General features: G+C 63.5%; 1 protein-coding gene. It reads left to right on the plus strand.

Annotation, left to right across the window (positions count from 1 at the left end; all coding sequences use genetic code 11):
* The first annotated feature begins 170 nt into the window (after positions 1-170).
* Positions 171-1,112 carry an IS110 family transposase gene (locus tag ACQR0W_RS33495; protein WP_434840909.1) on the plus strand — a complete coding sequence of 314 codons (942 nt, stop codon included), beginning with the start codon at positions 171-173 and terminating at the stop codon, positions 1,110-1,112.
* Positions 1,113-1,122 lie beyond the last annotated feature (10 nt).

Genomic DNA, 1,122 nt, shown 5'->3' on the forward strand with positions numbered 1-1,122 from the left:
TATGGGTCCCTGTGTCTGGAAAGTCTGCCATGATGATGGTGGGCGGGAAGCCGTTGGGTCCTTGGCGCTAGACGCCGTGAGCCGGCTCGGTCTCCCGCCCGTTCCATTTATCAACCTGAACAGTTGCACGAGGCTGCGCCAACAGACCTCGCATCACAGGGACAGGCACCGTGATCGTACCTTTTCGTTGCGTCGGAATCGACGTTTGCAAACCCTATCTCGATATTTTTGACGAAGCCGTGGGGACGCCGGAGCGCATCGCCAACGCGCCACAGGCCATCACACAGCTGGTGGCGCGTTGGCGATGCGATGTTCTGGTGGTCTTTGAGGCCACGGGTGTCTACGACCTCGAACTGCGCGAGGCCCTGCGTCGGGCGGGCATCCGCTTTGCGCGGATCAACCCGGCTCGAGCTCGCGATTTCGCCCGCGCCAGCGGCCAACTCGCCAAGACCGATCCGATCGACGCGCGAACGCTGGCAGCCTTTGGGCGCGCCATGCAGCCAGCCACCGAGCAGGCCATGACGCCTGCCCAAAGCGCCCTCGCCAGGCTTGCAAAACGGCGGGATCAACTGGTTGCCATGCGCGCCCAGGAAAAGAACCGCCGCAGCGAGGCCGAGGACCGCGCCATGGCCGAACGCATCAGCCGCCTGATCGAGGTCCTCAATGACGAGATCGTCGAGATCGAGGCCGAGATCAACGCGCTCATCAAAGCCGAGCCGGTGCTTGCGGAGCAGGCACAGCTGATGCGCTCCGTGCCCGGTGTGGGACCCGTCGCCTGCATGCAACTCATCACCCAGATGCCGGAACTCGGCCATCTCGGGCCAAAGGAGGTAGCCGCTCTTGCGGGCCTGGCTCCCTTCAATCGCGATAGCGGGGCGTATCGTGGCAAGCGCAAGATCGGCGGCGGCCGGAAGCGTGTCCGCGACGCCCTCTACATGGCCGCCCTCAACGCCGTCCGCCGCGCCGATCGCTTCAAGATCTTTTACAACCGTCTGCGCCAAGCCGGTAAACCCGCCAAGCTCGCCCTCATCGCCGTCGCCAGGAAGCTTCTAACCATCCTGAATGCCATGATGCGCGACCGAAAACCTTATGCGATCACTCCATCAACATAACAGTTGCCGG

The organism is Bradyrhizobium sp. HKCCYLRH1034 (assembly GCF_051168375.1).
Taxonomy (GTDB): Bacteria; Pseudomonadota; Alphaproteobacteria; order Rhizobiales; family Xanthobacteraceae; genus Bradyrhizobium.